This window comes from Clostridium sp. (assembly GCF_036643715.1).
Taxonomy (GTDB): domain Bacteria; phylum Bacillota; class Clostridia; order Clostridiales; family Clostridiaceae; genus Clostridium.
The window spans coordinates 1-7,630 of record NZ_JAVXRL010000081.1 but is presented as its reverse complement, the minus strand read 5'-3'; the positions used below and the strand labels follow the sequence as shown (position 1 = coordinate 7,630).

The following is a 7,630-nucleotide window of genomic DNA, read 5'->3' as shown; positions in this document are numbered from 1 at the left end:
CTGTCTATTATTATACCACTATTATATGTTAATTCCATACTTTCTTTAAATCTCTCATATGGTTTAATGAACCTTTATTTTTTATCAAAAGTATTTCACTTATAATTCCTAAAGCAATTTCTTCTGGTAATCTTGATGCAATAGCTAACCCCATTGGTGCATATACTTTCATTAATCTTTCTTTAGAAATTTCTTCATTTATAAGTTCACTCATTATATGTTTTATCTTTCTTTCACTACCTATCATTCCAATATAGGCTGAATCTTTATTTATCATAATTTTCAAGGCTTTTTTATCTATTTCATGACTATTACTGACTATTACTATATTATCATCTTTATTTACAGTATAATCTATTAAGGTTTCTTCTATATTACCTACTATAAGCTCATCTGCATATTCAAACCTCTCCTTAGTTGCATACTCTGTCCGTTCATCAAATATAACAGTATGCATCCCTAATACCTTTGCTAGCTTATTTAACTTTTCTCCTATATGGCCAGCTCCTATTATAATTAGCTTTACTTTTGGAGAAAAAACCTTAATAAATCCTCTTACTTCTCCACCACATTCCATTCCTAGCTCAGCTTCATTTAATTTATAATGGAAATTAGCACTTTCAGATTTTTCCATGCATTCCATAGCTTTATTTATCGCTACGCCTTCTACTTTTCCTCCCCCAATAGATCCATAAATTTTTCTATTGTTACATACTGCCATTATAGATCCACTTTTTCTTGGTGTAGATCCACTTTCCTCTGTTATAGTAACTAATGCAGCAGCTTCCCCGCTATTTATACTCTCATATATTTTCTTCAATATAATATCTTCCACTTTCCCCATCTCCCCCGAGCTCTCTAGTCATTAAGTTATCAATAATCTATCTGTAGATTTACTTTAATTCTAATTAATAATTACAATCAATGTTTATATATAATCACTTAAATTAATTTGTTTATACCTATAATCTTACGATACCTTATTACAGCAATTTTCTATTTTTCATAATTAATATGGCTTCTAATACACCACCCCCAATACTTCTTGCTTTGTCTGAAATAGTGTTATAGTTTTCTAGCTCCTTTAATCGTGGATCTATATCTGCTATTTTCAATCCTTTATTTACATAACTTCCATTTTTAATAATTCCTCTTAAAATCCCACTAATAGTTGCTAAAACTTGTACTCCATCTATAAATGCTATAACTTCACCAGCTTGCACTATATCTCCTAGCGCTTTAATGTTTTTTATTATGCCATTATCAGCACTATATATTACTCTGTCTTTTGTATAACCTTTTATTTCTCCTGGTATGCCTGTATTTTTCATAGCTTGCCCTTCAAATATTAATCTTCCTAAATTATGGCCTCTCATAGTTTCAACAACAATATCTACATCTACTCCTGCCTCAAATCCTGGCCCTAAAGCTACTGTAATAGGTGCCATTTTTTTATGTGTTCCTATATTTCTTTTTGCAAGTATTGCATCAATAACTACATTAGGTTTAATTCTATTTATAAATTCTCCAGTACTATCTACTACAATAGGTATAACTCTATTTTCAAAACAATTATTTATTTCTTCTTTATTTTTAGCTAAAACACCCTTTATTCCTTCAACTTCAGTATTACCATTATATACAGCATCACTAAATGCAACATTTCTTCTTATTGCTGTAGGTTTATCAATTTCTAAAACTAAAACTTTAAACCCACTTCTATGAAGTTTCTGAATTGTGCCAGTTGCTATATCTCCGCCGCCTCTTACAACTACTATATCTTTACTCATATAAAGTCACCTCTTTTTAATATTAAACTTAAATAGCAAATTATCTTCTTCTATTTATTTTATAATTAATCATTTATTTCAAATTCTAAGTAATTTTTCATAATCTGCTTTAGTATCGATATCCCAAAGAATAAATTCATTTTCTACATTAATAAACCTTGTATAAGAAGGATTTTCATTTATAATAACTCGTCCACCTACATCTCCTTCTAATTCTAAAAGGTTTTCTTTAAACTTATCTGAAAATATTACTGGAGTACCTCTTTTCCCATTATAATTTGGTACAATAATATATTCTTTATTATTGTTAAACTCATTTAATAGTAAATTTATAGTTTCAACATTAATTAAAGGTTGATCTGCCGTAAAAAAAGCATATCCTTCAGATTTTGGAGAATTCTTTATGCCAATTTTAATCGACTCACTTTGACCTTTTTTTCATTCACTATTATAAATAGTGCTAATATTTCTATCACTACATATTTTAATTATTTCTTCATTATTACAAACAACTAAAATATTATTAAAATCACAGCTACTTACTTTATCTAATACATATTCTATTATTTTCTTCCCTTTATATTCTAGTAAAAGCTTATTTTCACCCATTCTTTTACTTTCCCCAGATGCCATTATTATTGCACTTACCACTTTTTATCTCCTTATAAATTCTATTTTTTAAGCTTCCATATATAATTTTATTTATAATCTTACTCTTTTTATTATTTTCTTTAATGGATTCTAATAAAGCTAAAGAATCTCTATAATCTTCATAAGTATCAATTTTATTAATAAATAATATATTTTCTCCTTTAGACTTTTTAAATAATCCATCTTTATGGAATACTATATTAATTATATTTTCCACAGTAATTATATCTCCTACTTTAGCTTTGGTAATTATATTAAATTCATTTACTCTATGAACATTATTTTCATTTACTTCTTTTCCTAAAATATCTATACTAACTATTCCTATAGTTTTGTTAGTTTTATTACAAATTATAGGCTCACTATCTTTCCAGCCCTTTATTGATTTTCTATTAGAACCATCCGCTTCAATAATAATATAATCAAAATAAATAAATTCCTTTTCTAAAAGTTCTGGATTAACTCCTATTAATTTATTATCTTCATTAATAAAACTTCCATAGCCGTAAATTCCATTTATATTAGATGATTTAATAACATCAAGACTTTCATTTCCTACTGTCAAAAAATCAACTTCATTACTTGTTGGCTTATATATTTTAGTTGTTGTTGTTATTAACACTTTATTTTCAACTTTAAGTTCTTTTCCTAATAAATACATTAAAGTTGTTTTTCCACCAGCTCCTATTATAGAAATTACTGATTCCTTGTTTAACTCTAAAATCTTATTTAAACTCATAAAACACCAACTTATTTTCTATAATTTTATTCTTCCAGGGATTTCTTAGTTGCATTAAATATTTTTTGATATCCTGTGCAACGACATAAATGACCTGAAATTTCTCTTTTTATTTCCTCGTCAGTATATTTTTTCCCACTATTTACAAGAGCTGTAGATGTTAATACTAATCCTGGTGTGCAAAAACCACATTGTATAGCTCCTTCATTAATAAATGCTTTTTGAACTTTTGATAATTTTCCATCTTTCTTAACACCTTCAATAGTTAAAATATCTTTCCCATCTGCCCAAACAGCCATATATATACATGAATCTATTGGTGTTCCATTAACTAGTACAGTGCAAGCTCCACATTCTCCAACACAACAACCACACTTTACCCCTGTGAGATGTAATTTATTTCTTAAAACATCAAGTAAAGATTCTCTTATATCAACTTCAACAGTATATGATTTTTCATTTACTATCATGGATATTTTTCTCATTATTACATTACTCATGGTCCTCTTCACCTGCTCTCTTTATTATTTTTTCTATTGCTCTTTTTGTTAATTCTTTAATTAAATAATTTCTAAAATCCTTAGATCCACGCCATGAGTTTCTTGCTTTTGATGATTTTACTGCCAAAGATGCAATTTCATCAATATTTTCTTCAGTTATATCTAGTCCTTTAGCATAATCTTCAGCATCCTTACATCTTATTGGAGTTGGTGCTGCTACTCCTAGTGCAATTCTTAAATCACTAAATTTATTATTTTCAATTGAAGCTACAACGCATACACTGACCATTGCAATATCCATAGCTTTTCTGTTACTAAACTTTGTATAATTTCCAATTAAGCTTTCATAGTCTTTTTTCTCTATTATTAAACTAATTAATATTTCATCACTTTTTATATCTACTCTTCCTGGCCCTAAATAAAATTCCTCTATTGGTATAATTCTTTCTTTACTTTTACTTACTAACCTTACTTTGCTATTTAGAGAAAATAAAGCAGGTGCACTATCTGCTGAAACAGCTCCATTACAAACATTACCACCAATAGTAGCCATATTTCTAATTTGAGGCCCTCCCATAGAAACTGCCGCTTCTGATAAAACTTTAATATGCTTTTCTACAATAGTGTCTCTAAATATTTGTCCAAAGGATACCATTGCACCTATTTCTATTGATCCATCTTCTAACATAGTAATTTTATCAAGATTACTTATTTTCCTAAGACTTAATAACTCTACATCTTTAATACTCTTATGATTTAATTTTATTAAAACATCCGTACCACCTGCTATTATTTTAAGCTCTGGATTTTCTACAAGTAACTGTAATGCATCATTTATAGTTTCAGGTTCTAATATATTCTTAATATCAAACATTTTTACCCCTCCTTATATTAATCCAACTTCTTTAAACTTCTCAAAAACAACTTGTGGTGTCATAGGTATTTTGTTAAAAGCTACCCCAGTAGCATCTAAAACTGCATTACGAATTGCTGGTGCTGGTGAAACAGTTGTGTTTTCTCCAAGAGATTTTTGACCAAACCCTGATGCTGGTTCATATTTCTCTATAAAAGCTGAATTAATAGTTGGTGTATCCATTATTGTTTGTAATTTATAATCTAAAAGATTATTATTTAATGGCTTACCTGTTTTCTCATCAAATAACATTTGTTCTGACAGTACATATCCAAGAGCCATACTTACGCCTCCATCTACTTGTCCTTCTGCAAGCATTGGGTTCATAATAATTCCTGAATCATGTATATTATAAATTTCTAAAACTTCTATTTTTCCAGTTTTAATATCTACTTCTACCTCTGTAAATGTAGTCCCATAAGCTATTGCATTAACTCTAACATTAACAGAGGTATCACTAGTTATTGGACAACATTTAATCCTATCATAATAAGATTCCATAGCAATTTCTTCAAGTGAACATACTACTCTACCTAATTTCTTTTCTACAATTTCACAATTTACAATATCTAATTCATCTTTTTCTAATCCACATTTACATATTGCAAGCTCTAATACTTTATCTTTAATTTCTAATGCACACTTCTTAACTGCCGCTCCACTTACAAAAGTTTGTCTTGATGCATAAGAACCTGTATCAAAAGGAGTTATATCAGTATCTTGGGTAGATATTACATGTACCATATCTATAGATAACCCTAGTACCTCTGCTACCATTTGTCCAAAAACAGTATCACTTCCTTGTCCTATTTCCGTTGCTCCAATTTGCAATTGAACTGATCCATCTTGATTCATTACTATTCTTGCACCGGCTGGTTCTAAAGCTACAGGATGCGTTCCACTAAAGTAACTGAAACAAGCCATTCCTACCCCTCTTCTTTTATCTCCAGTTTTATTTTCTAAACGCTTCTTTTTCTCATCCCATTTAATTAATTCTTTTCCTTTTTCAATACACTCTGGTAATCCAAAAGCACGAACTATATTTTTACTTAAAGGTTCAACATATCCTTCAGAAACAAAATTTTTAACTCTAAATTCTATAGGGTCCACATTAAGTTCCTTGCAAATATCATCTATATGGCTTTCTAAGGCAAAACACATTTGTGGTGCTCCATAACCTCTCATTGCACCTGCTGCTGGCAAGTTTGTATATACAGTTACAGGACTATATTTTATTGAATTAAAATCATATACCCCTCTAAATTTTCCACCTGCACTCATAGTAACTGAATGTCCATGTGATGCATAAGCTCCATTATTTACAAGGTTTTTTATATCAAGTCCTGTTAGCTTTTCATCCTTTGATATTCCTGTTTTAAATTTAATTTTCATTGCATGTCTTGTTCTTGTATCAATAAAACATTCTTCTCTATTTAATGTATATCTCACAGGCCTACCATTAACCGCAAGAGACATCGCAACAGTTAATGGCTCAATAACTACATCTTGCTTATTTCCAAAACCACCGCCAATATACGGTTTAATTACTTTTATTTTACCCCAACTAATACCTAATGATTGTCCTACAATTCTTCTTACAATATGAGGTATTTGAGTTGAAGAAACTACTATAATTCTATCTTCACTATCTACATAAGCATAAGCACTATGATTCTCCATATGACAATGTTGAACCATACTTGTTTCGAACTCACCTTTAAATACTTTTTCAGATTTTTTTAAATCCTCTTCTACATTTCCAATTTCTGACCCAAAAGAGCTTAAAATATTATTTGCTCTATCATTATGAATTATTGGTGCATCTTCCTTTATAGCATCTTCAGTTTTTAATATATGTTTAAGAACCTCATACTCAACTTCAATAAGTTCTAAAGCTTTTTCTGCAACTATTTCATCAACTGCTATAACAGCTGCAATTGTATCTCCAACAAAACGAGCTTTATCTGTAAGAATTAATCTATCTTCTATATCTCTATGGCTAGGATCTAATGACCAAGGATGACCAGCTGTAGCAAATTTAATTTCTGGTAAATCTTTATAAGTAATTACAGCTTCTACCCCTTCTAATGATTTAGCCTTACTAGTATCTATATTTTTGACTATAGCATGAGCATAAGGACTTCTTAAAACTTTACCTATAAGCATATCATTAACAAAAAAATCATCTACATACTTTGCTTTTCCAGTAACTTTAGCTACAGCATCAAATCTAATTACACTATTTCCTATTATATTATTTGTCACACTACACCTCCACTAAATTGGAATATATATTTACATTTTACTATATATGGAAATATATAGCATTATAACTTTAACTATTTTTATTATATTTATATGTAGCATAGTTCATGCCAAAGTTATGTATATAATGCTTGTATTTATTGTTAAAGTTTATTCTATATGTCCAATAAATTTAATAATATTATAATAGTTAGTATTTAATAAATAGTAACTTAAATGACTAATTTTTATATGTTATTTATGAATACCTAATAATGTTATGGGGGATGTTATAATGCAAAATAAAGAAATAATGGATTTATGTGTTGATAAATGTAAAGAAGGCATGAAAAATTTGCAAGGGGGTCCCTTTGGTGCTGCTATTGTAAAAGATGGAAAAGTTATAGCACTTGCTAGTAATACAGTAGTTGGTACTAATGACCCTACTGCTCATGGTGAAATTAATGCAATAAGAGAAGCTTGCAAAGTACTATCTACTTTTGATTTAACCGGATGTGAATTATATACAACATCAGAACCATGTCCAATGTGTATGTCAGCAATAATATGGGCTAATATATCAAAAGTTTATTATGGATGTAGCGTTCAAGATGCTGCAAATATCGGATTTAGAGATAATCATATATTAAAATTTTTAAATGGTGGTTGCAAAAATAAAGATATTTTAGACTTAGAGTCAGTAGATAAATCAAATTGTATAACAGCCTTTCAAATGTGGACAAATAGTCAAGATAAAACTGGGTATTAAAGCACAAAAACCTCAACAATGCAT

The 7,630-nt window shown here is 29.1% G+C and carries 7 protein-coding genes and 1 pseudogene; 1 reads left to right on the top strand and 7 read right to left on the bottom strand.

The window, feature by feature from the left end; translation table 11 throughout:
* Window positions 1-28: 28 nt before the first annotated feature.
* From RSF37_RS14485 to xdhA, 7 genes and pseudogenes are all read right to left on the bottom strand, one after another.
* Window positions 29-835 (bottom strand): XdhC family protein, encoded by an 807-nt coding sequence (locus RSF37_RS14485; RefSeq protein WP_332565093.1) that lies wholly within the window; start codon window positions 833-835, stop codon window positions 29-31.
* Window positions 836-983: 148 nt separating this feature from the next.
* Window positions 984-1,790, bottom strand: a complete 807-nt coding sequence (gene yqeB, locus RSF37_RS14480) for a selenium-dependent molybdenum cofactor biosynthesis protein YqeB (RefSeq protein ID WP_332565092.1) — start codon at window positions 1,788-1,790, stop codon at window positions 984-986.
* A 78-nt stretch (window positions 1,791-1,868) separates the two neighbouring features.
* Window positions 1,869-2,399, bottom strand: a pseudogene (locus RSF37_RS14475) (NTP transferase domain-containing protein).
* Between the two features lie 4 nt (window positions 2,400-2,403).
* Entirely contained in the window at window positions 2,404-3,180 is a 777-nt protein-coding gene (gene yqeC, locus RSF37_RS14470; RefSeq protein WP_332565091.1) for a selenium cofactor biosynthesis protein YqeC, read from the bottom strand.
* A 26-nt stretch (window positions 3,181-3,206) separates the two neighbouring features.
* A complete protein-coding gene (gene xdhC, locus RSF37_RS14465; RefSeq protein WP_332565090.1) occupies window positions 3,207-3,680 on the bottom strand; it encodes a xanthine dehydrogenase subunit XdhC in 474 nt (157 codons plus the stop codon).
* Window positions 3,673-4,554, bottom strand: coding sequence for a xanthine dehydrogenase FAD-binding subunit XdhB (gene xdhB / locus RSF37_RS14460; RefSeq protein WP_332565089.1), 882 nt, complete (start codon window positions 4,552-4,554; stop codon window positions 3,673-3,675). The genes xdhC and xdhB overlap by 8 nt, the downstream gene beginning before the upstream one ends.
* A gap of 12 nt (window positions 4,555-4,566) precedes the next feature.
* The gene (gene xdhA, locus RSF37_RS14455) at window positions 4,567-6,858 is read right to left on the bottom strand and encodes a xanthine dehydrogenase molybdenum-binding subunit XdhA (protein WP_332565088.1); all 2,292 of its coding nucleotides are present in this window, start codon (window positions 6,856-6,858) and stop codon (window positions 4,567-4,569) included.
* A 274-nt stretch (window positions 6,859-7,132) separates the two neighbouring features.
* On the opposite strand from xdhA, the gene RSF37_RS14450 reads away from it, so the two are divergent.
* Window positions 7,133-7,606: a nucleoside deaminase gene (locus RSF37_RS14450; RefSeq protein ID WP_332565087.1), complete on the top strand. Its 474-nt coding sequence runs from the start codon at window positions 7,133-7,135 to the stop codon at window positions 7,604-7,606.
* Window positions 7,607-7,630: the final 24 nt, after the last annotated feature.

Bases quoted from the DNA above. Each gene is read 5' to 3' on its own strand.
- yqeC (WP_332565091.1), bottom strand. From the start codon at position 3,180: ATGAGTTTAAATAAGATTTTAGAGTTAAACAAGGAATCAGTAATTTCT.
- yqeB (WP_332565092.1), bottom strand. From the start codon at position 1,790: ATGAGTAAAGATATAGTAGTTGTAAGAGGCGGCGGAGATATAGCAACT.
- xdhC (WP_332565090.1), bottom strand. From the start codon at position 3,680: ATGAGTAATGTAATAATGAGAAAAATATCCATGATAGTAAATGAAAAA.
- RSF37_RS14450 (WP_332565087.1), top strand. From the start codon at position 7,133: ATGCAAAATAAAGAAATAATGGATTTATGTGTTGATAAATGTAAAGAA.
- xdhB (WP_332565089.1), bottom strand. From the start codon at position 4,554: ATGTTTGATATTAAGAATATATTAGAACCTGAAACTATAAATGATGCA.